The sequence below is a fragment of the Halococcus sp. PRR34 genome (assembly GCF_028617175.1).
Lineage (GTDB): Archaea > Halobacteriota > Halobacteria > Halobacteriales > Halococcaceae > Halococcus > Halococcus salifodinae.
The window spans coordinates 410183-434333 of record NZ_JAQJDA010000001.1 but is presented as its reverse complement, the minus strand read 5'-3'; the positions used below and the strand labels follow the sequence as shown (position 1 = coordinate 434333).

Sequence of the window (24151 nt, the reverse complement as noted above, 5' to 3'; positions counted from 1 at the left end):
GACGACTGCCTACGACCGCCAGAAGGCAGTCGTGAAGAGAACGAGAACGGGAACGATCTCGATGCGGCCGATCCACATCAGAACGATCATGACGAGCTTCGTCGAGACGGGAAACGCCTCGTAGCTCCCGTAGGGTCCCGCAAGCCCGAACGCCGGCCCGATGTTGAGAAACGTCGAGGCTGCCGCTCCCATCGCCTCGAACTCGCCGAGCGCCAGGCCGACCCGCGCAGCGTCCACGATCACGAACACCGTCAGAAACCCGAAGATCACGACGCTCACCAGAGTGTAGGTGTACACGTCGCGGATCGTGCTCTCGTCGATCGGCCGGCCGGAGAGGCGGATCGGTCGGATGGCCTCCGGGTGGATCGCGGTGAAGAGGTCGCGGCGGAACGCCTTGGCGACGACGAGCCACCGGAGCGTCTTGATCGAGCAGGTGGTGCTGCCGGCCATTCCGCCGACGAACATCCCGACGAGGAGGATGTGGCGCGCAAGTGTTGGCCATGTGTCGAAGTCGACGGTCGCGTAGCCCGTCGTCGTGAAAATCGAGACGGCCTGGAAGACGGCGTGGCGAAGGGTGTCGAGTCCCGAGAACCCCTCCTCGAACGCCAGCGCCGCCACGATGAGGGCCGTCGCGCCGGCGAGGATCGTGAGGTAGAAGCGAAACTCCTCGCTCTCGCGGAGCCGCGAGGGGTCGCCACGCGCGAGGTAGTACAGCAGGACGAAGTTGGTCGCACCGACGATCATGAAGAGGATCACGACCCACTGTACGGCCGGGGAGAACGCGCCGATGCTCGCCGCCTCGGGCGAGAAACCGGCGGTTGAGACGGTCGTGAGCGCGTGAGCAACCGCGTTGTAGGGCCCCATGTTCGGGGCGAGTCCCACGACCCGGAGTCCGAGCAACACGAGCACCAGCAGCGCCGTCAGCCCGACGTACAGTCCGCCGAGCAGGCGTGCGGTGCCGGCGATGCTGGGTGTGAGTTTCGTGACGTTTCTGGTTTGGGTCTCGGTCTCCATCAGCTGTGCGCCGCTGACCGAGAGCCGCGAGAGCAGCCCGACCGCGAGCACGAGGATGCCGAGCCCGCCGAGCCACTGGAGGACGCTCCGCCACAACAGGATCGAGCGCGAGTGGGCCTCGAACGACTGGATGACCGTCGCTCCCGTGGTGGTGATCCCGCTCATCGACTCGAACAGCGCGTTCACTGGAGTCGCGAGAACGCCCGTGTCGGCGAGAACAAATGGGATCGCTCCGACGAGCGCGACCGACAGCCACGAGAGCGCCACCAGCAAGAACGCCTCTCGTGGACCCGTATCGCCGCGTTCGAGCCGCTCCAACCCTTTACCGACGACGACCGAGGGCACGAGCGGGACGGCGAACGGAACGGGGGATTCGCCGTAACCGAGCGCGACCACCGTGAGGACGGAGAGCGGCCACGCGAGTCCCTTCAGTACGGTGCCGAGGAGGCTCGCGGTCGTCCGGAGATCGACCCGGACGGCCATCAAATCTGGCTGGCGACGGTGTCGATGGCGTCGCTCTCGGCGAACACGACGACGTGATCGCCGACCTCTACCACTGTGTCACCCCGCGGCGTGACGAACTCGCCGTCCCGCGTGATCGCGCCGATGGTCACCCTCGTCGGGAGGTCGGCGGCGGACTCGTGGATCGGGCGGCCGGCGAGTACGCTGTCGTCGCTGATCTCGATTTCGAGCACCTCCGCGCGGTCACGATCGACGATCGCGACGTTTTCGGGGGTGCCATCGTGTGCGAGCCGGATGATCTCCTCGGCGGTCGCCTCGCGTGGGTTGACTGCCGCGCCGACACCCACCGCCTCGAAGAGATCGGTGTATTCGGCGGTCTCGACCAGCGCGACCGTTCGTGGAACCCCGATCCGGGTGGCGAGCAGGCTGGCAAGCAGGTTCTTCTCGTCGCTGCCGAGCGCCGCGATCACCACGTCGGCATCGTCGACGTGTTCGCGCTGGAGGAACTCCTGGTCAGTTGCGTCGCTCTGCATCACCGTGGTGCCGGCGAGCTGCTCCGCGAGTTCGCGGGCACGATCGGGATCGCGCTCGATGAGTCGCGGGTGGAGCCCGCGGTCTTCGAGCAATCGTGCGGCCTCGACGGCGATCTCGCTGCCGCCGACGATCACGATGTCCTTGCCGTCCTCGTCCCGGCCAGGCGCGAGATCGCTCGCGAACGTGCGCGTGTTCTCGGGGCTCCCGATCACGATCAGCTCGTCGTCGACCTCGATCGTCGTCTCCCCCTTTGGAATCACGACGTCGCCGTCCCGCAGCATCGCCGCGAAGGTGAGTTCGGTGAAGTGATCCGCCTCGGCCACCGTCCGGCCCGCGACGGGGCTGCCCTCGGGCACGCAGAACTCCGCCATCATCACGCGGCCCTCGGCGAACACGTCGACGTCCCGAGCGGCGGGCAGCCCGATGACACGGACCATCGTCTCGGCCGCCAGCAGGTTGGTACACACCATGAAGTCGACGCCGAACGCGCCGCCGGCCTCCTGCCACGTGTCGAGGTAGTTGGTCCGCTTCACTCGCGCGACGGTGAACGCGTCGCTCGCGGTCTTCGCCGTCGCACACGCCACGATGTTGGTTTCGTCGTTGTCGGTGCTCGCGATCAGGAGGTCCGCCGCTTCGATCTCGGCCTCCCGGAGCGTCGACAGCGACGCACCGTCGCCCTCGATGGCGAGTACGTCGAGCGAGTACGTCAGCGCGTCGACCCGCTCTGCGTCCGCGTCGATCACCACGACCTCGTGGCCGGCGTCGAGACTCGCAGCGATGGAGGAACCGACCTGCCCCGCACCGATGATGACTACTCGCACGTGTACCGCCCTCGAACCATACCGACAGTTCTCCGGGCCGGGTAAGTGGATTTCCCTTCGCTACCGTTGAGCCGTAGCCGTGGTCACCGCACACGTCGCGGGTCGCACGGTCCGAGGCTCGTTCTCGGGTGAGTCTATTCGCGGTACTCGTCGGTCACGTCCTCGAGCTCCACGGCCCCTTCAGGCACTCGATAGGCGGTGACGACGGAGCGGTCGGCGTCCGGCGAGTTCACCGTCTTGTCGACCGCATAGCCCACGTACGTACAGTCATCGCGTGTGAACTCGACCACCGAGTAGCCCCAGTTGTGGCTGTCGAAAAAGTCGATATGGGGGTTCATCGCCGTGACCAGCCACGTCAGCAACGGCTCGGTGAGCCTGCCGCGCCAGCCCCGCGTGAGGCGGAGCGCCTCGGCGATGTTCAACGATGTGACGGCGGGTGTCATGAACTCGACGCCGATCCGATCGCCCCGCGCGACACCCTCACCGCCCGAGACTCGCCCCGGATAGGAGGTCTGTTGGTACGCCGCCACGTAGCAGTGCATGTCGCCGGTGAGCGTCACGTAGTTGTCGACGTCGGCAGCCCCGATCGACTCCGTGATCCGCTGGCGTTCGCGCGTGTAGCCGTCCCACCCGCCCTGGACCGGATAGATCGACAGCGGCCCGGAGCCCAGTCTGAGGGGGACCGTCAGCACCTCGTCTGCCCAGACCGTCCACGTCGACGTCGATTCGGTGATCGTGTCGATGAGCCACTCGCGCTGTTGCTCGCCAAGCATCGTCCGTCCGGGCGGTTCGTACTGCGGGCCGACGTTGTCCACCGTTGGAATCGCTTCCCGTGGGGGGTCGCGAAACAGGCGTTCGTCGGTCATCACGAGCGTCACGAGGTCGCCGAACGCGAACGAGCGCCACAATCGAAAACGCTCCTGGAGCGAGTCCCCGTTCGGATCGTACTCCACGCGAGCGGGCATGTACTCCCACCACGCGTGCATTGCGTCGGCGACGAGGTCGGTCATGAACGCGGGATCGTCGGCCCGTGGGTGATCGCCCGCCGGCGCGTCCCGCCGGTCGTCCCAATAGAGGTCGTTGACGAACTCGTGATCGTCCCAGCTGGCGATCAGGGTATGGGATTCGAGTGCTTCCTGATAGAACTCGTCCGAGCGATACTTGCGATAGAGATAGCGGTAATCATCCAAGTCCTGTACCCGGTCGTGGCCGCTCGGGAACGACGTCTCGCGGTCGTACTCGTCGGTGTCAGGGCCGCTGAAGTGGCCGTCGTCGGATTCGTAGATGGAGTCGCCGACGTGGACGAGGAAGTCGACGTCCTCCTCGGCAACGTGGTGGAGGGCGGGATAGTAGCCGTTCTGGTAGTTCTGACACGCGAGCACGCCGAGCCGGAGCGAGTCGGGCGAGTCGTCAGGCCGGGGAAGCGTTTGACACTGACCGGTCTTCGACGCCACCCCGTCGTAGACGAACCGGTAGTGGTACGCCTGGTTCGGGGCGAGATGGCCATCGAGATCGACGTTCACCGTGTGGTCGTGCGCGCGGATTCGGCGGTCGTCGTCGGTGACACCGCTGTACACGATGTCCTCGAACGCCGCGTCGGTGGCGACCTGCACCGCCAGGGATGCAGCAGCGTCGAAGGCGTCGGGTGCGATGCGCGTCCAGAGGATGACGCCCGTCGGCGTCGGTCCGCCGCTCGCGATCGACTGGGGGAACGTCTCGGCCGGATCGGCCTGTGGATCGAAATCGAAGACCGACGCATCGCTCGTCTCGGAGGGTGCCACCGCGGTCGCGAGGTCGTGCGAGTCGAGCGTCGACAGCAACGCCGAGTGGTCGTCCGCTCCGCGCGAGGGTTCGTCTCGCCCGCCGATACCCGCGTCGTTCGCCATGACCGACAGTCGAAAGCGAAGCGCATCCGCGTTGTGGTTGGCTCGCCCGAGACGATGGAGTCGGGTGTTCACGCCTCGCAGTCGCGGTTCCAGCGGGGCTGTCCGGTGCGGACAGCGGTGTGGAGAGCGCCAGCAGTTCTACCGCGAATGAGTGACCGCAGGGAGCGAGTGAGCGGAGGTTTTTGATGAACCTTTTTGCGAGGAGAGGTGCGCGAGCGCACCCGACGAAGTAAAAAGGTTCAGCCGAACATCTGGCGCATCATGGGATGCATCTCCATGAGCTGCTCCTCGGCGATCTCCTCGTAGAGCTTGTAGGTGATCGAGACCGTGAGTAGCAGGCCCGTCCCGCCGACGGTCCCGATGGTGCCGAGCATGTTCGCGCCGACCGCGAGCAGCCCCACCAGAGCCCCGCCGATCACCGTGACCTGCGGGATGTAGCGTTCGAGCACTTTCTCGATCACGCCGGGGTTCTGGCGGAAGCCGGGGATCTGCATCCCGGAGTTCTGGATCTGCTTGGCCGTCGACTCGGGACCCATGTCGGCGGTTTCGACCCAGAAGATCGCGAAGATCGCGCCACCGATCACCATGAACGTGAGATCGACCCCGACCCGGAGCGCGACCTGCCACGCCGCCTGGCTCGCTCCGAGCCAGTCCTGTGGGGTGTAGATCGGCGCGAAGTAGTAGAACAGCCCGCCGACTGGCTGGCCGTCCGAGTAGACGCCGATCCATGCCGGCAGACCGAGCTGGGAGTTCAGGATCCGGCCGAGGAACTGGATGTTGGCCTGGACCGCGCGAACGAGGATCATCGGCAGGACGCTCGCGTAGATCAGCTTCACCGGGAATCGGCCGCGTGCGCCCTTGACCCGCGCGTGGCTCAGCGGGATCTCGACTCGAACGCTCTCGGCGTACACCACCACGACGAAGATCAGGACGGTGGTGAACAGCGCCACGAGCTCGCCCTCCCCGAGCAGCAGCGTCTGGAGGCCCGAACTGGTCAGCGGTGAGACTTCGATCGAACCGGTCAGAATCCCGAACCAGCTCGCGAAGAAGCCGTCGGAACCGACGAGCCCACCGACGAGCCGCTGGCTCACGCCCGCGATGATGAACAGTCCGATCCCCGAGCCGACGCCCCACTTCGAGATGACTTCGTCCATGAACAGGATCAACACCCCGCCGACGAAGATCTGGGCGAATATCAGCCACTGCACGCCGACGAGACCGAGCCCGGTCGACTGCGCGACCGCTTCGCTCGCCGGCAAGAACCCGCCCGCGAACACGTACGGCAGTCCCGTGACGCAGATCATTACGATCACGAGGAACTTCTGGAGCCCCTGATAGAGGATCTGATCCCGCGGGTCTGAGGTGTCGAGTCCGAGCAGGTTGGCCCCGCCGAGGAGCTGGAGCACGATGCTCGCGGTCACGATCGGCCCGATCCCGAGCTGGAGGATGCTCCCCCGGCCTACCGCGAGGATCGAGCTGAACTGCCCGAACGGGTTCCCTGCCTGACCCGTCTGGAGGCCGTAGAGTGCGACGTTCGTCAGGAAAAAGTACAGAACGAGCACTCCGGCTGTCCACCCGAGCTTGCGTCTGAAGGGCACGTGACCCTCCGGCTGCCGGACCGTCGGCATCCGCGTCAGGACCGGCTCGGCGGTCTCCTTCCAACCCATTTTCGCGACCTCAGGACTCCGCGGTTGTAGCTTCTTCGTCTGACTCCTCGTCGTCGTCCTCGCGGGCGGCGAGGCGTTCCTCGCCGCGGTCGCTCAGGACGGCCTCGCCGCCCGCGCCGTCGAGCAGGTCGCGTGCGCTGTCCGAGAACGTGTCGGCGGTCACCGTCAGCGACTGGCGGACCTGGCCGCCGCCGAGCACCTTCACGACGTCGGCCTCGTGGCCGTCCTCGACGACGTCACGCGCGTCGAGCCGGTAGCCGTCCTCGGTATCCTCGGCGAGATCGTCGGCGGCGAACAGCGCCGCGTCCTCGTCGAGTTCGCGCACGTCGATCGTACGGATGTCCTCTTTGACCTTCTCCGGGCGGTCGAACCCGTGTTTGCCGAGCGGTCCGTAGTTGTGGAACTCGTGATCGTCACGCCCCGCGCGCCCGCGCCCGCCCCGGTGGCCGGCCCCGCGTCGGTTCTTGTGGGAGCCGCCGCCGTGGGTGCGCGACCCGCGCTGGCGTCGTTTCTTGCTTGTCATTGTTGTAATCCGTGAACCGCGTGATTACCGCATCGCCGTCAGCAGCGCGTCGATGCCGTCGGTGTCGTGCTTGCCGAGCTCGCCGCCCTCCGGCGTCGGGTGTTTGACGCCATCGTGCCCGCCCCGTGGCGGGTGGAGTCGGAGCGCGGGGACGAGCCCCGCCTCCCGCAGCGTGGTCTCTTCCGCGAGCAGCGCTGCCGCGAGCCCCGCGATGTCGTCGTGTTCGGTGTTGTCTGCTACCCACTCATCGTCGATTGCCCCCGATCCCTCGTCGGGCTCGCCACGACTCCGGATGGTGCGTTCGAGCACCGCCTGGCTCGGCTCGCCGAAGGCCACATAGTCGTTGACCTTCGTGATCATCCCGCGGTAGGTGTCGGTCTCGGGCACCAGCGCACAGTGGTTGGTGCTGTGGACGTTGAGCATCGTGAGGGTGTCGCGAACCTCCTGGCTCATGTTGACTTCGCCGCGGAGCTGAACGAGCGCTTGCATCACTCGATCACCTCCCGCTTGCGGCGGGTTTCTGCGGGAACTCTGGCCTCGCCGGTCGCTCGGAGCGCGTTGAACGTCGCCTTCGCGAAGTTCACCGTGGTTCGGGTCGTCCCCGACGAACGCGTCCAGATGTCCTCGATGCCCGCGAGTTCGAGGATCGAACGCGCGGTCTCCCCGCCCGCGAGCCCGAGTCCTCGGGGGGCCGGTCGGAGCTCGACCTCGACGCTGCCCGCCTTTCCGCTGGTGCGAAGCGCGACGGTGTGGGGGCGGCCGCAGCCACACTCCCACGACCCGCAGCCCCGCGAGACGTTGACGACGTTGAGCTTCGCGATCCCGATCGCCTTCTGGATCGCCGAGCCGACCTGATCGTCGCGGCCTTCCGCATACCCAACGTAGCCGTCGCGGTTGCCGATCGCGACCACACACCGGAACTTCACCCGGCGGCCGGAGTCGGTCATCCGCTGGACCATGTTGATGTCGAGGACGTCGTCCTCGAGGCCGGGGAGGAGCTGGTCGGTGATCTCGGGCTCCTTCAGCGGGAGCCCCGAGTTCAGCGCCTCGCCCATCGTAGTGATTTCCTCTTCGGCGACCTGTTTGCCGAGCCGCGTGCGCGGCTCCCAGCCGCGTCTACTCATCGGTCCCTCCAAGCTCGTGATCGAATTCGTCCATGATCGTGGTTCTGATCTCCTCGAAGTGTGCCGGCAGTTCGGTCGCGTCGAACTCACCGGAATACAGCTGTTCGTCCCGGCTCTCGGCGTACTCCGCGACGTGCTCGCCGCTGGTGCGCGACCAGTCAGCGAACACCGACTCGTTGTGCGGAACGTCGAGGCCGGCGTCGATCGCGCCCTCCTGGATCGCGAACACCTTGCTGCCCGGCGTCGCGGTGTTGAGGCCGATGTCGAGTACGGCCTGGTCGACGTCGGTATCTCGCGCGCGCAGTCCGGCGAGCAACCCCGTGAGGTACGCACTCGGCAGGTTCCCGGTGGGAGCCTCCCAGCCGTACTCGGCGAGATCGGCCGAACTCGCGCTCGCGTGCGTTTGGTCGCCGTCGGGGCCGGGAGTCACCAGCTGCGCCCTGACGTGGCGGTTGCTCTTGCGAGCAACCAGTCGGGGTTTGCCTGATTTCAACAGGCGCAACCGCTGATGGTAGTCCGTCCGGACCTCGCGCCGGCGGCGCATCGGAACGTTGTATCGTGGTCCTGTTGCCATTGTTATTCGTCCTCGATCGTCACGTCGTACTCGTTCGTGGCGAACGTTTCTAACCTGTCGACGCTGTCGAACTCGCCACCGCCCGCCTTGTCGTAGAGCGCGCGGTACTGGGTTCGATCGAGCGTCCCGTCGGCGCGCAGCTCCTTCAGCCGGCGGCGCTGGGCCCGAATCCGCGAGACCCACGCGTCCTTGCTGTTCTCACGGGCTCCGGCGGTCCCCTTCCGCGTGCCGGGGCCGCTGCGGTGGCCGGCGGCGCGCTTTTTGTCACGCTCGCGCGCGCGGCCTCGTGAGTTCGATTTCGCCGCCTTCGATTCGATGGTTCCGTTGGCGACCTGCTCGCGGATGTCCTCGCGGGTGATCGCCTCCGCGATCTCGCCCTGGGCCTCGGGATCGAACCAGACGCGGTTCTCCCCGCAATCGAGCACGTCCGCGGCCAGTCGCCGCTGTGCGGTCAGATCAGTCATCCTCTGTCACCTCGACTTCGACGTAGGTCGGGTTGAGAACCCGAATTCCGTCGTCTTCGGCCTGTTCTTCGATGCGTTCGCGCTTCCGGCCGCCGACCGTCGACCCGATCCGCACCGCCTCGGTGTCGCTGTCGACGCCCTCCAGATCGTCCGTGTTCTCCACACGGACCTCCTCGAACCCGCTCGGGTGACGGCCCCGAACCGGTTTCGCGGTTCGATAGCCCGCCTCGACGGTCGCGCCCTTGCCCTTGACGCCCCGGCGCTGTTTCGAGAGCGTCCCGGTGGGTCGTCGCCACGAGGTCGAGACTCGCTTTTTCATGTGGTGGTTCTGCCGGTTGAACGCCGGTCCCGGGTTGCGTCGGCGCTCGGCGAGGAGGCGACCCTCCTCGTCGTCGAGGTCCGGGGTCTTATCGGCGAGACCGCGCGGCTGGAGTTCCGTCTCGACGTCCTCGTCCGCTTCGGGTTCGGTCTCGTCTTCGACCTCGGTCTCGGTCTCGTCGGCGACTTCGAGACCACCGACGTCGGCTTTGATCCGTGCGGCGAGTGCGTTGCCGATCCCTTCGACATCGGCGAGGTCTGACTGCTCGGCCCGGCGAACGTCGTCGACGGACTCGAAGCCAGCCTCGCGGAGGGTGTCGGCCTTCGCGTCGCCGACACCGCTGACGTCGGTGAGATCGTCCGGAACCTCGTCGCTCTCGTCGTCAGCCGTCGTGTCGGTTTCGTTGGCTTCCGCAGCCTCGTCGACGTCGAGTTCGTCGACGTCGGCCTTGATCCGCGCGGCGAGTGCGTTGCCGATGCCCTCGATCTCGGCGAGGTCGTCCTGATCGGCGTCGCGGAGGTCCTCGATCGTCTCGAAGCCCGCGTCGCGGAGGTCGTCGGCCTTCTCGTCGCCGACGCCGTCGATCGCCGCGAGGTCGCGTTCGTTTTCGACGTCAGTTGCCACCGGCGGTCACCTCCGCTTTCCCCGGCTTCTCGGTGATGTACACGCCGTCCTGGAACACCCGTGTGTCCTTGCCGCTGACGCGGGTGAGCTGTTCGATGTCCGCAGCGGTCTGGCCCACGTCCTCCTTGTTCGGTCCGGAGAGCGTGACCAGCTCGTCGTCGATCTCGATCTCGGTGTCGCCGTGGACCGGCGTCCGGCGCGGCGCTTTCTCACCGAGGAAGTTCTGGATCACGACGTCGCCGTCCTCGGCGCGGACCTGCATCGGGAAGTGAGAGTAGAACACTTCCATCTCGTAGGTCCAGCCGTCGATTACACCGTGGATGGCGTTCGCGATGTGGCTCTTGAACGTGGTCGTGGTCGCGGTCGTCTTCGCGTCGTCGGCGTCGCTCTCGATCACGACCTCGCTGTCTTCGACTGCGACGGTGATGTTCGGGAACCACAGCCGGCGTGTGACGCTGCCCTCTGAACCGGAGACCGTGACGTCGAAGCGGTCGACTTCGACGGTTACGTCGTCCGGGATTGGTAGTCGTTCTTCTGTCATTGGTGATCAGTAGACGTACGCGAGCACCTGGCCACCGAAGCCCTGCTCGCGTGCCTCGTAGTGGCTCATCACGCCGTGGCTGGTCGTGACGATCAGCGTGCCGTAGTCCCGAGCCGGGAGGAACCGCTTCTCCCACTTCTCGAACTCGTCGGCCCCCGCCGAGTAGCGGGGTTTGACGGTGCCACAGCGGTTGATTGCGCCGTTCAGTTCGACCTCGAACTCCCCGGCACGGCCGTCCTCCACGAACTCGAAGCCGTCGATGTAGCCTCGGTCGTAGATGACTTCCAGCACCGAGCCGATCGTGTTCGAGGCGGGCTGCACAGTCAGGTCGAGCTTGCCGACGCGGCCGGCGTTGTCGAGGCCGCTGAGTGCGTCGGCGAGTGGATCGTTGTTCGTCATTTGTACTTCCTGAACCCTATGCCGCGCGCGATCTCGCGGAAGCACTGTCGGCAGAGCCAGATGTCGTACTTCCCGACGAGGCCCTGCTTGCGCCCGCAGCGCTGGCAGTCCTCGATCTGGCCTGTTCGCTTCGTCGCGTGTTCGCCGGTGTCGGTTTCGCTCTCGCTCATTGTACCTCCACGTCGAATTCGTTTTCGAGGAACGTGATCGCGTCCTCGACGTCGAGCCGGTGACGGCTCGGCAGCTGGCGTGTGGCCTTGTTCCGTCGTTTCACCCGTGCGCCGGGCCGGTTGAGGTTGACCGTGACGTCGAGCCCGTAGATCCCGATGCTCGGATCGTACTCCTGGTCGGGGAACTCGGTGTGCTCGGCGACCCCGAAGCTCACGTTGCCGGTCTCGTCGAACTGGGTGCGCGAGATATCGGCGAGGTCGAGCGCGGTGGCGAGGAACGTCTCGGCGTCCTCGCCACGCAGCGTGACCTTCGCGCCGATCGGATCGCCCTCGCGGATGTCGAACTCGGGCTCGGTCGCCTTGGCGCGCGTCCGGACGCTTTCCTGGCCGGTGACGGCCTCCAAGATCTCTTCGGCGTTCGCGAGCTCGCGACCACCCTCACCGACGCCCATGTGGACGACGATCTTCTCGACCACGGGTTCGCGCATCGCGTGGAACTCCGCGGCTTCGCTCACTCGTCGTCACCTCCGTCGTCGGCGTCGGTCCCGTCGTCTTCCGCCTCTGCCCCATCGTCCGCGTCCTCGGTGGGGTCGTCGGTGGCGTCGGTGTCCTCGCCGGCGGCCGTGACGGTGTCGTCGTCGTCCTCGTCGACGAAGTTCTCGTCGATGACGACCACGTACTCAGCGACCGTCTCGAACCCGCCGTCGTCCTGGGTGATGGTGACGTTGTTCGAGGAGCTGCCAGGCGTGACCTGGATGTCGTCGATCTCGCCGATCTCGCCGGCGTGACGACCCTCGACTGCGGTCACCAGCGCACCCTCCTCGTAGGGGAAGTGCGCGAGGATCTCGTCGTCCTCGTCGACCACGATCGAGTCGCTGCCGGCGTACTCGCTCGCGTCGTCGATCTCGAGGGTGCGGCCGTCGTGGAGCGCGAGCTGTGTCGCGCCGCCGGGCACCTGCTGTTTGCCCTCGATCTTGCCGAGTTTCGAGTCCGCGTCGTCGGCGTCGATCGTCGTCAGCGCGAGCCGACCGCCCTCGTCGGGGAACACTCGGTAATGCTCGTTTCGCTCGACGAACTCGAGGATGTCGAACATCCCGATCGGACGTTCCTCGTCGTCGAGCGTGTCGCCGTTGACGAGCACCGAGCCCTGATTCAGCGCGTAGCGCGCCTCTTTCCGGGAGTCGACGTAGCCGAGCACGTCCCGCAGAACGACGAGCAGCGGAACCCCGCTCTCGCCGTGCGGGCCCGCGCCCGCCTTCACGGTGAACGTCTCGGTCTTGCGCTCGACGGGCCACGAGTTCGGCACGGAAAGTCGCTTCTGGTGCTTACTCATCGTCGGCCTCCAGGCGCTCCTCGCGCCGGTCGTCCTCCAGATCGAGGTCGGTGATCCGAAGGTTGCTCGCGTCGAGCGGTCGGGCGACCTCCTCGCCGTCTGCGGTCTCGGTGACGACGTCCTCGACGTGGACGGTCGCGTCCTTCAGGTCGACAGCCACGACGTCGGCCTCCTCGCCGGCGAAATCGCCGCGCAGGACCTCGACGGTGTCGCCCTCGTTGACCCGGGCGTTCCGCCGGTCGTACTCCTCGCGGAGGTCGTCGTCGAGCGTCGCACGGACCTGGCGATGCTTCTCGTGGAGCGGCGCGCGCTCCGTTCGTGTCCGTTGTTTGTGTGGTTGTTTGCTCATGCGTTCGTACTCCTAAACGATCATCGTGGCCGCGCTCGCGATCGAGCCGAACCGCTCGGCGACTTCGCGTGCGACGGGCCCGCGGAGTTCGGTCCCCCGGGGGTCCTCGTTCTCGTCGACGACCACCGCGGCGTTGTCTTCGAACTTCACGCGGGTGCCGTCTGGTCGTCGGATCGGCTTTCGCTGGCGGACGATCACGGCTTCGAGCACCTGACGGCGCATCTCGGGGGTGCCTTTGGTCACCGAGACCGACACCTTGTCGCCGAGACCCGCCTTCGGGTGGCGATTTTTCGTGCCGGAGTAGCCCGACACGCTGATGACCCTCAGCTCGCGCGCGCCCGTGTTGTCCGCACACGTCACGAGCGAGCCCTTTTCGAGGCCCTGCGTGACGTCGGCGGCGAGGGCTTCCATCAGGCGTCACCTCCGGATTCTCCGGTCGACGCCTCGATCTCGTCGAGGGCGACCTCCGAATCGGGATCGGAGGGGCCGGAGAGACTGCTCGCGCCGAGGTCCCGGGTCGTGTCGAGCGTGCCGACGACGACGTGGGCCTTGGTCTTCGAGAGCGGCCGGGTCTCGGCGATCCGGACCGCGTCGCCCACCGAGAGGTCGAGACAGTCGGGCGCGTGCGCGGGAGTGCGCGAGCGCCGCTTCATCTTCCGATCGTACTTCGGTACGGTGACGTCGTACTCGCGTTCGACGATCACCGATCTATGCATCTCCGTCGAGGCGACCATCCCGTCGACCGTCCCGCCACGCACCGAAACCGTGCCGTGGAACGGACAGTTCGGGTCGTCGCAGGTCGTCTCGGGTTCGTCGACGTTCAATCCTAGCGCCATGTCGAATCACTGCTCCGTTCGGTGCGGCGGGCCGGTGTCGCGACCAGCCGCTCGCCCTCGACCGTCACGTGGACGGTCTCGGCTGCTTCGGGGTCGGCCGGGGTGACGTCCGCTGGGGCGACCGACTCGCCGCCGAGCGCGAACTCGAAGGTCGCGCCCGCCTTCGGTACCTGTTTCGCGGCCGTGGCTCCACCCGCGGTCGCCGCCGTTTCGACCGACAGCGTGTTTTTCGTCTCGCGCACGACCCGTCCCTCGATACCCGTGAGAGTGGCGTTGTCGGCCGCTGCGACCCGCGTGTGCAGGCCACAGAGTTCGTGTCGCGCGAGCGTTGCGGGAGTGAGCGCCATCAGGCGTCCTCCTCGCTCTCGTCGTCGCCTTCCTCGTTTCTGATCGTCTTGAGTCGCGCGATGGTCCGCCGGAGCTCCCCGATCCGGCCGGGGTTCTCTGGCGCACCGCCGGCTGCCTGCACAGCCCGTGTGTTGAGCAGCTCGGTCTCGAGCTCTTCGAGCTCGGCCTCGCGCTCGGCGGGCGTCATGTCGCGCATCTCCGCGGCGTGGAGGATCGCCATCAGGCGTCACCTCCGTCGAACTCCTCTGCGCCCGCCTTGATGCGCTCGGCGAACGCCGGGCCGACGCCTTCGGCCTCGGCGAGGTCGTCCTCGCTCGCCGCGCGCACGTCCGCGACCGACTCGAAGCCGGCCTCGACGAGTGCGTCGGCCTTCGCGTCGCCAACGCCGTCGATGACGGTGAGGTCTCCACCGGCCTCGGCGTCGTCCATCTCGTCGATGATCGCCTCGGCCGCGGCGTCGGTCTCCTCGGAGAGCTCCTCGTCGATGTCCTCGCCCGCTTCGGCGGGCTCCTCTGGTGAGGTTTCGGCCGAACCCTGCTCGGACTCGATCTCCTCTTCGATGATCTCCTCGGCCCCAGTGGCTTCCGCGTCACCTTCAGGGGGCGTTTCGGTCACCTCGAAGTCCTCGTCGCTCTCGGACTCGTCGGGACCGGCAACGGGCTCGTCGGCCTCGCCCTCGCCGCTGAGGAGTTCCTCGACGTCGTCGCCCTCGACCTCTTCGGGTTCGAGCACGCTGGTGTCGACGTCCTCCTGGATGCGGAAGTCGTCGGGCAGCTCCGCGTCCGGCGGGATGATTCTGACTGTGACGCCGATCGTCCCGAGCTTCATCACCGCGACACCGTCGCCGCGGTCGACGATGCTCTGGGCCGGTTCGCCGTTGTGCTTGATGTAGCCCCGGTTGAACTTCTCGTTACGCGAGCGTGCACCGGTCACCTTCCCGTTGAGGGTGATCTCCGCACCGCGTGCGCCCGCGTCCATGATCCGATCGATCGTGGTGTGGCCCGCCTTCCGGAAGTACCAGCCACGTTCGAGAGCGTTGCCCAGTCGATCCGCGACGATCTGGGCGTTGAGGTCGGGTTCGTCGACCTCCTGAACGTCGATCTGTGGGTCGTCGAGGTCGAAGCGCTCTTCGAGCTGGGTCGTGATCTTCCGGATGTTCTTCCCACCCTTCCCGATCACCATGCCGGGCTTCTCGGCCCGCAGCACGATCTGGGTCCCCATCGGGGTCTTGGCGAGATCCATCCCGCCGTAGCCAGCGCGCTCCAGCTCGTCGCCGAAGAACTCGTCGATCTGGGTCCGCTGCATCCCGTCCTCGATGAACGTCTGCTCGGAGCCCATCAGTTCTCACCCTCCTCGTCCTCGTCGGGTTCCTCGACGATCAGTTCGACGTCGACCTCGGGCGTGTTCCACGCGCTCGCGCGGCCCATCGCCCGGGGCTGTCGGCCCTGCACCTCGCCGATCTTGTGGGCGGCGACGTGTTTGATCGTCATCGGATCGGGCTCGAACCCCTGGTGTTCGGCGTTCGCGCCGACGTTTTCGAGCAGATCGAGAAAGGCCTTCGAGGCCTTCTCGGGGTAGCGACCGGCGTCCCAGCCGTCGATGTCGCTGCGATGGCCCACGCCCGTGTTGTGCGAGCGGAAGGGGACCGACCGATCGCCGGCGATCACGGCTTCGAGGTACGTGCGTGCGTCGGCGACGGTGCGGCCCTTCAGCTCCCGGGCGATCTCCTTGCTGTGCTTGTGGCTCATGTGGCGCTCCCGGAGCATGGCTTTCGCCGTTCGCTCGGGGTCCGCGTCCACGCTGTAGCTGATTCCCATGTGTTATGCCTCCATCATTTGAGCGGCACGAACTTCGAGGAGCGTGTCGCGCCGATCCCCGCCTGGCCGTGCTCGACCGAGGTCCGGGTGAGCTGGAACTCGCCCAGGTAATGGCCGAGCATCTCGGGCTCGACACGGACTCGCTCGAACTCTTGGCCATTATGAACCGCGAACGTCTTGTTGACGAACGCGGGCAGCACCGGCATGTCGCGCAGGTGCGTCCTGATCGGATCGTTCGCGGTCTCCTCGGTGCCGCTTTCGGCGGCCTCCTCGATCAGCTGTTCCTGTTCGACCGAGAGGCCGCGCTCGATGGTGCGGCGCAGGCGTGCGGGTAGCAGCTCCGCGACCGCTTCTCGGTCCATCTCCTGTAGCTCCTCAACTGTGTGGCCGCGGTAGGTGAACTCGCCCTCGCGACCGGTTCTGTAGTCCGAACTCATGTGTCACTTCCTCCCGGTCCGCTTGCTGGCGATGTCGCCGACCTTCCGGCCGGGCGGCGCGTCACGCGAGACGCTTTTCGGCTGGCCGGGATGCTGGCGACCGCCGCCACCGAACGGGTGGTCGACGGCGTTCATCGCGACGCCGCGCACTCGCGGGTACTTGCTCCCGCGCGAACGCATCTTGTGATGCTTGTTGCCCGCCTTCACGAACGGTTTTTCAGTACGGCCACCGCCCGCGACCACGCCGATCGTGGCGCGACACTGCGGATCGAGGCGTTTCACCTCGTCGCTCGGCAGTTCGACGACCGCCGTGCGGCGGTCGTGGGTGATGAGCTGGGCGTTCACGCCCGACGCGCGGGCGAACTTTCCGCCGTCGCCCGGCTGGCTCTCGACGTTACACACCGGCACACCCTCCGGAATCTCGGCGAGTGGGAGCGTGTTGCCCGGTTTGATCTCGGCCGAGACGCCGACCTGCATTTCCTCGCCCACGCCGATGCCTTCCGGCGCGAGCACGAGGCGCTGATCGCCGTCGTCGAACTCGACCGCCGCCACGGGCGCGCTCCGGGCGGGGTCGTGCTCGATGTCGACGACCGTGCCCGTGATCAGATCGCCCTCTTCGGTCGATTGATGCGACAGGTCGGCCTTGTATCGGTGGGATGGCGCGCGGAACGTCGGTCCGCCCCGGCCCCGGCGCTGTCCCTGAATGCGTCGTCCCATGTTCAGAACACCCCGATTCGCGAGGCGACTTCGTCCGCGTCGTCGTCCTCGCTGAGTTTGACGGTGGCTTTCTTCTCGCCGTTCGGCGTCACCTGCGTGGTGACGTCGACGATCGAGACGTCGAAACGCTCCTCGATCTCCTCGGCGATCTCGGGTTTCGTCGCGTCGAGCGAGACCATGAACTGGAGCTTATTTCGATAGTCCATCTCGTTCATCGCCTTCTCGGTGACGTGGGGGTAGCGGATCGAGCTCATCGGTCCGCCACCTCCTCGATGGCGCTCTCGGTCCAGATCGTCAGCCGGCCGCCCTGTGCGCCCGGCGCGAGATCTTCAGTATTGACCTCTCGTGCGGTGGCGACGTCCGCTCCCGCAAGATTTCGCGCCGCGCGCGAGGGCTCGTCGCTCGTGACGAACAGGATCGACGACGCCCGCTTGTACTTCCGGCCACGCGTCGTCCCGCGTCCCGCGCGGATCGTCTTGTCCTCGGCGCGCTCGATGTCGTCGTGGACGCCGAGCGCTTCGAGCAGCGAGACGACCTCCTGGGTCTTCACGAGATCCTCGAACTCGTCGCTCACCACGAGCGGGAGATCGCGGTCTTCGAACTGGTGGCCGCGGTCGGCCACCCGCTCTGCGTCGGTGGTCGCGGCGATCGCGCTCTGAGTGGCGAGCTTTCGCTCTTTCGTGTTGATCTGCTTCGAGCTGTCCTTCTCCTCTTTCGGCGGGTGGGCCTTCCGGCCGCCCACGGTCTGGGGGACGCGGCGGCCCTGGCCGTTCGATCGGGGAACGTGGGCCATACCGCGACCGCTGCCCTGTGACTCGGCGGGCGTCCGCATCCCGGCGTAGTCGTCGGCACCGGTCGCCTGGGTGCGGTTCGCCTGTGCGGCGCGCACCGCATCGCCGATCAGGTCGGGCCGGTACGGCGTCTCGAAGATCGCGGGGAGGTCGACCTCGCCCGCCTCGCCGCCGTCGGTGTCGTAGACTGTTGCGTTCATTTATCCTTGCCCCTGGTTCGATGCCGTCGAAACGTACCGGACCTCGGGATCGAGGCGCGGCTGGTCGCCGGGTCTGACCGCCGGCCGGAACCGGAGCAGTCGCTGGTCCGGACCGGGGAGCGATCCCTTCACGAGCGCGTACGGCCCGTCGATCTCGCCGTAGTTGACGAACCCGCCGTCGACGGAGGGCTCGTCGCCGTCGCCCGAATCGACGAGGCGTTTGTTGAGCTCGGTGCGCTGGTGGTAGCCCGTCTGGCCCTGCTGGGGGACCGTCGAGCGAACCCGCGAGGGGTTCCACGGGCCGAGGTTGCCGATCCGGCGCTTGTAGCCCTGGCGGAAGTGTTTGCCTTTGCGTTTCTGGACGCCCCAGCGCTTGACGGGGCCCTGGGTGCCCTTGCCCTTGGTGACGCCAGCGGCGTCCATGTACTCACCGGGGCGGAACACCTCGGTCAGATTGTGTTCGCCGCCACCGGTGATGAGTTCGAGCCCGAACTCGACTCGATCGTCGAGTGAGCCGCCGCCGATCCGGGTCTCCATCACGTCCGGCTTTTTCTTCGGAATGTTCACCATCTCGCCCGGCACCGTGTGGGTGATCGCGCGGACGTCGCCGATATCGGCCTCACTGATGGCCTCCCGGAACGCATCCGGGTCGGCCTCGCCATCGGGGACGTCGAGCGCGCGGTCGAGATCCGCGTGGAACTCGTCGGTCCACGTCTCGGTCAACGGTCGGAGCCCGTAGGGCGTGTCTTCGTACGCCCGGAGCGCGACCGCCCGCATCGGCGGCGTCTCGACCACCGTCACGGGTACTGTCTGTTCCATGCCTTCGCGCGGGGAGTTGGCCGCGTCGTCGATCATCACGACGTGGCTCATTCCGGCCTTGTAGCCGGCAAAGCCCTGAAGCCCGGGCTGGCCGTCAGCCTCGGGCCACGAGCCGAAGCGCGGGACTTCGCTCGACGCGCGTTGTCGCGGGCCGTATCCCAACGAGCCCTTGCGTGGTCTGCTTGGTTGTACCATGTGTTTTCTCCTCCTGCTATCGCGGTAGGGTGAGACAGGCGAGGGTGGCGAACACCGCTTCTTCGGTGCGCACGACCTCGCTGCCCTGGTTCGGAACCGTGTCGAGCCAGCGATCGAACCCCGCAGGCTCGTCGGTCTCGCTGCCACTCGCCACCGACCCGGTGTCGATGCCAAGCATCGCCGGCAGCCCTCTCTCGGGCGCGCCGAAGGCGACGGTCATGCCGTCTTCGACCCGTCCGGCCAGCACTCCGAGTCGATCCGTCGTGAGCGCCTCACCGTGGCGCGACGTGGCGATCCGGAGCCCGGCGTCCTCACGGCCGAGCGCTGCCGAGAGGTCCGCGCGCTCGACGGCGAACCCGGGTGCGGGCTCGTCGACGATCCGCGCGCGGACCGGCTCTCGCGAAGAGATCCTGACGGTCACACGCTCTCCCTCGTCGAGTCCCACGTCGGTGGGATCGACCAGTGAGATCGGGTGTTGCAGTCCGCAATTGACCCGAACGCGTCCATCAGGGCCGACCTCGGTCACGATTCCCTGTCTTGACGACCCCGAACCTTGCGATTCGGAGCCGGTCCGTGAGACGGCGCGAAGCGGTGGCAAGACGCCCGCTTGCTCCAGTTCGTCCCGCGTGCCCCACGCCTCCTTTCGGAGGTACGGAGCGGTCGCGGCGTACCGCAGTACCGTGGAAACGAACCCGCCGCCCCATCGCCGGTCGCCGTCGGGATCCGGGAAGACCGTAACGCGGTCGATCCGGAAGACGGTGGCCGCGCGGGCAACGAGACCGACCTTGTGGGTCGCCTCGCGCTTGTCGGCGGCCTCCCGGCAAAGGGACGACGGCACGAGCAGGCTGACTGTCATGCCGTGACGCTTTCGTGCCGTGCCACTAGACTGTAGCGCTTCTACCGTAGTGGGTTACAAAAACGTAGCGTTTCATCGCGAGCGAAGCGAGCGTGAAGCCTGTCGTGAGCGGAGCGAAACGACAACGCTTCGCGTGAGGGGTGTGTGGCGTTCACAGGCGATTCGAGGGACTGTACGGCGTTGGGTACTGCCACAGTCGGGCGGGTTCGGAACGTTTTTATCTCTCACCGGAATATGAACAAGTGCAGGGCGCTGGTAGTGTAGTGGTATCACGTGACCTTGCCATGGTCACAACCCGAGTTCAAATCTCGGCCAGCGCACTTCTATCGAATCCACCGTCGAGTAGTTCGTCGCTCGGTACGTCGAATGTAGTGTGGGTGGCGAGCTGACGACAAACGATCCTCAGGAGAGGACAGCGTCCGCTATCCTTTTGCGCCCCCTCGCACAATCCGCGGACATGCTCACCGTCCGGGCCCCCGCGACGAGCGCCAACCTCGGCAGCGGGTTCGACGTGTTCGGCGTCGCCCTGGAGCGCCCGGCGGACGTCGTTCGGGTCGAAAAGGCCGACCGGACGACGATCGAGGTCACGGGCACCGGGAGCCAGTACATCCCCGAGGACCCCGAGAAGAACACCGTCGGGGCGGTCGCTGAGGCGCTCGACGCGCCCGCGCACATCGAGATCGACAAGGGCGTACGGCCGGCTTCCGGGCTCGGGTCGTCGGCCGCGAGCGCTGCTGCCGCCGCGGTCGCACTCGACGAACTCTACGCACGCGGACGCACGCGCGAGGAACTCGTTCCGATCGCGGCCGAGGGCGAGGCGGTCGTTTCTGGAACTCCCCACGCCGACAACGTCGCACCCGCGATTCTCGGTGGGTTCACGATCGCCGCGGGCGAGGGCGTCTCGCAGGTCGACACCACGATCCCGCTCGTGGCGTGCCTGCCCGAGATCGTGGTCTCCACCCGTGATGCGCGCCGGGTCGTTCCTGAAAGGGCGACGATGGAGGAGCTTGTCGAGACGGTCGGTGCGGCTGCGACGCTCACGGTCGGAATGTGTCGCGGTGATCCCGGACTCGTCGGCGCGGGGATGGACGATCCGGTGGTGACGCCCGCCCGCGCCGATCTGATCGACGGGTACGACGCGGTCAGGACTGCGGCGCTCGAAGCGGGCGCGACGGGCGTCACCGTCAGCGGTGCGGGACCGGGTGTGATCGCGGCGTGCGAGGCGGACGACCGGCGGCAGATTGCGAGCGTGATGCTCGACGCGTTCGCCGAGCGCGGGATCGACGCGCGCGCGTACCCGACGCGAGTCGGGCGAGGCGCGACGATCCACTAACGGACGTCTCACTCACACGACGTCTTCATCCGGCGTTCGTTCGACTCAGAGTCCGTCTCGCTCTCCGGTAGCGATGTCGTCGAGCGCCTCCGTCAGGGATTGATTGACCTGCTGGGGATCGGAAACGCCGTTGAAAGAGACATCCATGGTGTCCGAGCCGGCGGTGTAGATCGTGATGTGGCCGTACGAGAACAGGCGTTCGAGCACCGACTGGTCGTAGGTCGTATTTTGTACGCGATCGAGCCTGACCTGGGCGACGTTGCGGTTCACGATCCCGGTCTTGCGGTAGACCTCCTCGCTCGTGATGATGTAGTGGGTGCTCCGCTGGGAGACGTACGCCCATGCGACGATCACGAGCCCGATCGGAACCCCCACGAGGGGGAGCCACCGGACCGGCGGCTCGGTCAGAACGACGGCCGTCAACACGATCCCGGCGATCGCGATCACGAGTCCGATCACGATCGATGGCAGGACCAACCGGAGACTGGGGTGGCCATCCCACCGGACTTCCTCGCCCTCTGTGAGCGTGACCCATTCCGGAACGTCAGCGTTCTGTGACATGCTCGCTGATACTGAGCCGGTCCGGATAGATGTACCGACGATCGATGGACCGGATGGCGATTCGCTACGCGTGAGTGATTTTTGTGGAGCTGCGCCGCGTGGCTGCGGGGCGGTAGCGGGGCGGTGGTCCCTGACGGATGAAAGACGAAGCTACGAGCGTAGCGAGTAACTGAGGGCTCCGGCGGTGCTGTGTGGCTGCGGAGAAAATCGTCTGTGCGAGCGAAGCGAGCGCGGCTCGCCGTGAACGAGCGATCGTCGGGAGCGAGTGTTTTCAATCCAGGTTTTGCGGGGAGGGGTGCCCGCAGCGCGGCGAAGCCGCGTGAGGACCACCCCCTCTCCGTAAAAATGTGGGTGCTTAGTCGTCCAGTTCGTCGTAGACGGCTGCGGCGAACGCACGTTCCATCTCGGAAGCCGGCTCGTCGGCCGCCAGCTCGTCCTCGTCGGCAGGCTCGTCGCCGTCGAACGTGGGATCGAACAGCTGGAGCGCGGTGTTGATCGTCGACCAGTCGTCGGCTTCGGCGGCGTCGCGCAGGCTCCGGGTGGGAGCGGCGAGCAGCTGGTTCACGAGCGTGTCCGCGAACGACTCGACGACGGCGTGCTGGTCGTCGGTCAGCCCGTCGGTTTCGAGCTTCGAAACCGCGCGCGCGAGTTCGCGCTCTTTCATGCGTTCCGCACCCGCGTACATCGTCCCGATCACCTCGTCGGCACGCTGGCGCTTGTAACGGGCGAGCAGCCGATCGAACTCGTCGTCGATCAGCGTCTCGACCCGCGCCGCGGCCTCCCGGCGACGTTCGTGGGTCTCGTCGGTGACGGATTCGAGCGCATCGAGGTCACACACTGTCACGTCCGGCCGGTTGCCAGCACTGGGCGGCACGTCGCGCGGCTGGGCGAGATCGACCACGAGCGTCTCGCCAACCGCCTCGAACATTGTCCGCTCGAAGACCGGATCGGGACTGCCGGTCGCCGAAACCACGACATCGGCAGCGTCGACCGCCGCCGCTACCCCGTCGAGCGTGAGCGCGGTTGCCTCGACATCGACGGTGCTGGCGACGTGCTCCGCGTTCGCCGCCGTCCGGTTCGCGATCAGGAGTTCGTCGACCGACTCGGCGAGCGCGGTAGCGACGAGCGTTCCCATCTCGCCCGCGCCGACCACGAGCGCGGTCGCGTTCGCGAGCTCCGCCTCGTTCGTGGCGAGTTCGGCGGCGGCGCTGCCGAGCGAGACCACGCCCTCGTTGATCGCGGTTTCGGCCCGCGCGCGCTCGCCGACGTGGAGCGCTTTCTCGATCCCCGTCTCGAACAGCCGCCCGATCCCGCCGGCCGTCCGGGCGGTCGCGTAGGCGTCTCGGAGCTGGCCGAGGATCTGATCCTCGCCGAGCACGATCGATTCGAGGCCGCAGGCGACCCGCATGAGGTGACGCAGACTCTCCTCGTGGCCCAGATCGATCACCGCTTCGTCCGGTACGTCCTCGACGACCGACGCGACGATCGCCCGCCCGCGATCGGGATCGTCGGTGACGACGTACGCTTCGACCCGGTTGCACGTCTCGACGACGAACGCCTCGCAGACGTCCTCACGGTCGAGCAGCGCCTCGACGGCCGCGCGTTCGTCACGGACGCCGGCGGCCTCGATCGTTTCGACGTTCGCACGCCGGTGCGAGACGCTGACGCCGGAGATGACACCGGTGGCCGTGGTCATTGCTTTCCCGTCGACGAGAGCACGTCGCTGATCACTGATTCCGCCTCTGTCTCTGTTTTGTGATCCGGATCACCTAAACCCTTCCAAACCCGTTCCGATCGGACGACCGCCCGGATGGCTGCCCGACGCTGGGAGGGGCCGATGCCGCGCTCGCGGAGCTCCGTGCGGAGCTGTCCGGAGAGATCAGCCATCGCTCCCACATCTGCGAACTCCGCCTCGAAGCGCTCGCGGAGATACCGGCTGAGTGCTGGACTCCGGCCACCGGTGGCGACCGCCATCGTCACCGGATCGTCCCGGACCGTCGCTGGCACGACGACCTCCCTCGCATACCTATCGCTCCCGCCGTCCCCATCGTCAGTTGGCTCGCCGTTCGATTCATCCGCATCTCCACCCTTGCTTCGATCGGCACGATTCAGGAGGACGCCGCGTTCGTTTGCCACGCTCGCGATGGCGTCGTTCACCGCGTCGTCGTCGGTCGCCGCGACCGCGAGCGCCGGGTCGGTCCGTTCGAACCAATCCGGGACGACTGTGGGATCGGGGGCAGCCCGAACCCGCTCCGCACCGCCGAACTCGTCGCCAGCGAACGACGGGCTCACGACCACGACTTGCGCCTCGCGGGCGAACCGGCGGGCCTTGCGCGCACCGACCGACCCGCCACCGAACACCAGCACCGTCGCTCCAGTGAAATCGTGGAGTAGCGGTATCACGACGCTACCTCTGGTGTGCCGTTGCGGTGTGGCG

At 66.9% G+C, this 24151-nt stretch carries 31 protein-coding genes, 1 tRNA gene and 1 pseudogene; 2 read left to right on the top strand and 31 right to left on the bottom strand.

Annotated elements, in window-relative coordinates; genetic code table 11:
• Positions 1-9: 9 nt before the first annotated feature.
• The 28 genes and pseudogenes from PHA81_RS02240 to PHA81_RS02105 form a co-directional block, all read right to left on the bottom strand.
• Positions 10-1497, bottom strand: coding sequence for a TrkH family potassium uptake protein (locus PHA81_RS02240; RefSeq protein WP_005045581.1), 1488 nt, complete (start codon positions 1495-1497; stop codon positions 10-12).
• Positions 1497-2831: a Trk system potassium transporter TrkA gene (gene trkA, locus PHA81_RS02235; protein ID WP_005045582.1), complete on the bottom strand. Its 1335-nt coding sequence runs from the start codon at positions 2829-2831 to the stop codon at positions 1497-1499. Before trkA ends, PHA81_RS02240 begins: the two co-directional genes overlap by 1 nt.
• A gap of 134 nt (positions 2832-2965) precedes the next feature.
• Complete coding sequence (locus tag PHA81_RS02230; RefSeq protein ID WP_005045583.1) at positions 2966-4717, bottom strand: alkaline phosphatase D family protein; 1752 nt, start codon at positions 4715-4717, stop codon at positions 2966-2968.
• Between the two features lie 239 nt (positions 4718-4956).
• Positions 4957-6384 (bottom strand): preprotein translocase subunit SecY, encoded by a 1428-nt coding sequence (secY, locus tag PHA81_RS02225; protein ID WP_005045584.1) that lies wholly within the window; start codon positions 6382-6384, stop codon positions 4957-4959.
• Between the two features lie 10 nt (positions 6385-6394).
• Positions 6395-6907, bottom strand: a complete 513-nt coding sequence (locus PHA81_RS02220; protein WP_005045587.1) for an uL15m family ribosomal protein — start codon at positions 6905-6907, stop codon at positions 6395-6397.
• 24 nt (positions 6908-6931) lie between these two features.
• Positions 6932-7396, bottom strand: coding sequence for a 50S ribosomal protein L30 (rpmD, locus tag PHA81_RS02215; RefSeq protein WP_005045588.1), 465 nt, complete (start codon positions 7394-7396; stop codon positions 6932-6934).
• Positions 7396-8031 (bottom strand): 30S ribosomal protein S5, encoded by a 636-nt coding sequence (locus tag PHA81_RS02210; protein ID WP_005045590.1) that lies wholly within the window; start codon positions 8029-8031, stop codon positions 7396-7398. Before PHA81_RS02210 ends, rpmD begins: the two co-directional genes overlap by 1 nt.
• Positions 8024-8605, bottom strand: coding sequence for a 50S ribosomal protein L18 (locus tag PHA81_RS02205; protein WP_049910365.1), 582 nt, complete (start codon positions 8603-8605; stop codon positions 8024-8026). Before PHA81_RS02205 ends, PHA81_RS02210 begins: the two co-directional genes overlap by 8 nt.
• Positions 8606-8607: 2 nt before the next feature.
• A complete protein-coding gene (locus PHA81_RS02200; protein ID WP_005045593.1) occupies positions 8608-9069 on the bottom strand; it encodes a 50S ribosomal protein L19e in 462 nt (153 codons plus the stop codon).
• A complete protein-coding gene (locus tag PHA81_RS02195; RefSeq protein WP_005045595.1) occupies positions 9062-10012 on the bottom strand; it encodes a 50S ribosomal protein L32e in 951 nt (316 codons plus the stop codon). Before PHA81_RS02195 ends, PHA81_RS02200 begins: the two co-directional genes overlap by 8 nt.
• Entirely contained in the window at positions 10002-10553 is a 552-nt protein-coding gene (locus PHA81_RS02190; protein WP_005045596.1) for a 50S ribosomal protein L6, read from the bottom strand. The genes PHA81_RS02195 and PHA81_RS02190 overlap by 11 nt, the downstream gene beginning before the upstream one ends.
• A 6-nt stretch (positions 10554-10559) precedes the next feature.
• A complete protein-coding gene (locus PHA81_RS02185) occupies positions 10560-10952 on the bottom strand; it encodes a 30S ribosomal protein S8 (RefSeq protein ID WP_273834917.1) in 393 nt (130 codons plus the stop codon).
• A complete protein-coding gene (locus PHA81_RS02180; RefSeq protein WP_273834915.1) occupies positions 10949-11122 on the bottom strand; it encodes a 30S ribosomal protein S14 in 174 nt (57 codons plus the stop codon). Before PHA81_RS02180 ends, PHA81_RS02185 begins: the two co-directional genes overlap by 4 nt.
• The gene (locus PHA81_RS02175; RefSeq protein ID WP_005045605.1) at positions 11119-11637 is read right to left on the bottom strand and encodes a 50S ribosomal protein L5; all 519 of its coding nucleotides are present in this window, start codon (positions 11635-11637) and stop codon (positions 11119-11121) included. The genes PHA81_RS02180 and PHA81_RS02175 overlap by 4 nt, the downstream gene beginning before the upstream one ends.
• Positions 11634-12455: a 30S ribosomal protein S4e gene (locus PHA81_RS02170; protein WP_049910374.1), complete on the bottom strand. Its 822-nt coding sequence runs from the start codon at positions 12453-12455 to the stop codon at positions 11634-11636. Before PHA81_RS02170 ends, PHA81_RS02175 begins: the two co-directional genes overlap by 4 nt.
• Positions 12448-12804, bottom strand: coding sequence for a 50S ribosomal protein L24 (rplX, locus tag PHA81_RS02165; protein ID WP_005045607.1), 357 nt, complete (start codon positions 12802-12804; stop codon positions 12448-12450). Before rplX ends, PHA81_RS02170 begins: the two co-directional genes overlap by 8 nt.
• A 12-nt stretch (positions 12805-12816) precedes the next feature.
• The gene (locus PHA81_RS02160) at positions 12817-13215 is read right to left on the bottom strand and encodes a 50S ribosomal protein L14 (protein WP_005045608.1); all 399 of its coding nucleotides are present in this window, start codon (positions 13213-13215) and stop codon (positions 12817-12819) included.
• A gap of 113 nt (positions 13216-13328) precedes the next feature.
• Positions 13329-13640: pseudogene (locus PHA81_RS02155) on the bottom strand (30S ribosomal protein S17); the annotation flags it as partial.
• Entirely contained in the window at positions 13631-13990 is a 360-nt protein-coding gene (locus tag PHA81_RS02150) for a ribonuclease P protein component 1 (RefSeq protein ID WP_206536865.1), read from the bottom strand. The gene PHA81_RS02150 and the pseudogene PHA81_RS02155, both read right to left, overlap by 10 nt.
• Positions 13987-14208, bottom strand: a complete 222-nt coding sequence (rpmC, locus tag PHA81_RS02145) for a 50S ribosomal protein L29 (protein ID WP_005045611.1) — start codon at positions 14206-14208, stop codon at positions 13987-13989. Before rpmC ends, PHA81_RS02150 begins: the two co-directional genes overlap by 4 nt.
• Positions 14208-15326, bottom strand: coding sequence for a 30S ribosomal protein S3 (locus PHA81_RS02140; RefSeq protein ID WP_005045612.1), 1119 nt, complete (start codon positions 15324-15326; stop codon positions 14208-14210). Before PHA81_RS02140 ends, rpmC begins: the two co-directional genes overlap by 1 nt.
• On the bottom strand, positions 15326-15805 hold the full coding sequence (locus tag PHA81_RS02135) for a 50S ribosomal protein L22 (protein WP_005045614.1): 480 nt from the start codon (positions 15803-15805) through the stop codon (positions 15326-15328). The genes PHA81_RS02140 and PHA81_RS02135 overlap by 1 nt, the downstream gene beginning before the upstream one ends.
• Positions 15806-15819: 14 nt before the next feature.
• A complete protein-coding gene (locus PHA81_RS02130; RefSeq protein WP_005045615.1) occupies positions 15820-16242 on the bottom strand; it encodes a 30S ribosomal protein S19 in 423 nt (140 codons plus the stop codon).
• A gap of 3 nt (positions 16243-16245) precedes the next feature.
• Positions 16246-16959: a 50S ribosomal protein L2 gene (locus PHA81_RS02125; protein ID WP_005045616.1), complete on the bottom strand. Its 714-nt coding sequence runs from the start codon at positions 16957-16959 to the stop codon at positions 16246-16248.
• Between the two features lie 2 nt (positions 16960-16961).
• Complete coding sequence (locus PHA81_RS02120) at positions 16962-17213, bottom strand: 50S ribosomal protein L23 (RefSeq protein WP_005045617.1); 252 nt, start codon at positions 17211-17213, stop codon at positions 16962-16964.
• Positions 17210-17950, bottom strand: coding sequence for a 50S ribosomal protein L4 (rpl4p, locus tag PHA81_RS02115; protein WP_005045618.1), 741 nt, complete (start codon positions 17948-17950; stop codon positions 17210-17212). Before rpl4p ends, PHA81_RS02120 begins: the two co-directional genes overlap by 4 nt.
• Entirely contained in the window at positions 17951-18964 is a 1014-nt protein-coding gene (locus PHA81_RS02110; RefSeq protein ID WP_005045619.1) for a 50S ribosomal protein L3, read from the bottom strand.
• 16 nt (positions 18965-18980) lie between these two features.
• The gene (locus PHA81_RS02105) at positions 18981-19820 is read right to left on the bottom strand and encodes an RNA methyltransferase (protein WP_005045620.1); all 840 of its coding nucleotides are present in this window, start codon (positions 19818-19820) and stop codon (positions 18981-18983) included.
• A 249-nt stretch (positions 19821-20069) separates the two neighbouring features.
• Here PHA81_RS02105 and PHA81_RS02100 point away from each other — a divergent pair.
• Together PHA81_RS02100 and PHA81_RS02095 are read left to right on the top strand one after the other, a co-directional pair.
• Positions 20070-20140, top strand: a tRNA-Gly gene (locus tag PHA81_RS02100).
• A 137-nt stretch (positions 20141-20277) separates the two neighbouring features.
• Positions 20278-21153, top strand: coding sequence for a homoserine kinase (locus tag PHA81_RS02095; protein WP_005045621.1), 876 nt, complete (start codon positions 20278-20280; stop codon positions 21151-21153).
• 45 nt (positions 21154-21198) lie between these two features.
• Here PHA81_RS02095 and PHA81_RS02090 read toward each other — a convergent pair whose 3' ends face one another.
• From PHA81_RS02090 to PHA81_RS02080, 3 genes are all read right to left on the bottom strand, one after another.
• The gene (locus PHA81_RS02090; RefSeq protein ID WP_005045622.1) at positions 21199-21714 is read right to left on the bottom strand and encodes a PH domain-containing protein; all 516 of its coding nucleotides are present in this window, start codon (positions 21712-21714) and stop codon (positions 21199-21201) included.
• A gap of 355 nt (positions 21715-22069) precedes the next feature.
• Entirely contained in the window at positions 22070-23410 is a 1341-nt protein-coding gene (hemA, locus tag PHA81_RS02085) for a glutamyl-tRNA reductase (protein ID WP_005045624.1), read from the bottom strand.
• A complete protein-coding gene (locus tag PHA81_RS02080; RefSeq protein ID WP_273834908.1) occupies positions 23407-24117 on the bottom strand; it encodes a bifunctional precorrin-2 dehydrogenase/sirohydrochlorin ferrochelatase in 711 nt (236 codons plus the stop codon). The genes hemA and PHA81_RS02080 overlap by 4 nt, the downstream gene beginning before the upstream one ends.
• Between the last annotated feature and the right edge of the window lie 34 nt (positions 24118-24151).